Genomic DNA, 739 nt, shown 5'->3' on the forward strand with positions numbered 1-739 from the left:
TCTTMGTCACTTGCAATGCTCTCACCCGCGACCACGGGCAGATCATTGACGGGCAACACCGTCAGACACATGGTCGCCTGGGATTCAAGGCCCTGACCTGCAGCGATCAGAGCATCGCTGCGGTCACCCACCCAGTAGCTGAACTGGGCCGGGCCGTTGTAATTGAGATCGGGAACGAAGCGCACCATGCCATCGGCTTGAAGAAAGGCCTGGCCATGCTCAGCCAAACCGACACGCGTGACGTGCAACACATCACCATCCCGAGCTGTGTCCACATCAAAGTCATTAGCCAGCAGGTCTGCAACGTTGAACATCAGTGTGTTGTCTTCGTTACCGACGGCGGTGTCATCCCGCGCAGTAGGGGCATCATTGACACTGACGATCTCCAGCGTAGCGTTGGCCACCGTGCTCAAGCCGTACTGGTCTGTCACCGTGTAGGAAAAGCTAGCCCTTCCGTAGTAGTTGGTCTCCGGAATAAAGACCACTTCGATGCCGCCAGTCTCGTTGATACGCAACGCAACCTGACCATGACTTGGGTTACCCACAGCGCTAATGCTGAGCATGGGCCTGTTCAAGAAACTTGCCGCGTTCAAAGTGCTGTCGTTGGCAAGCAAGGTTTCGGCAGTGAGGCGCAGTCCGATGTCTTCGGTGCCGGCGATTAGCTCACCTTTGACTTCGGGATAGGCCAGTAGCACATCGGCACCCATCACAGTGGCGATCAATCCCGCAGTATGTGCAG

General features: G+C 56.6%; 1 protein-coding gene. It reads right to left on the bottom strand.

Annotation, left to right across the window (positions count from 1 at the left end):
* Nucleotides 1–739: tandem-95 repeat protein (locus AC1DWI_RS25235; RefSeq protein WP_477726193.1), on the bottom strand; the 739-nt coding region annotated here is incomplete at both ends.

The sequence above is a fragment of the Polaromonas sp. P3_C2 genome (assembly GCF_056402675.1).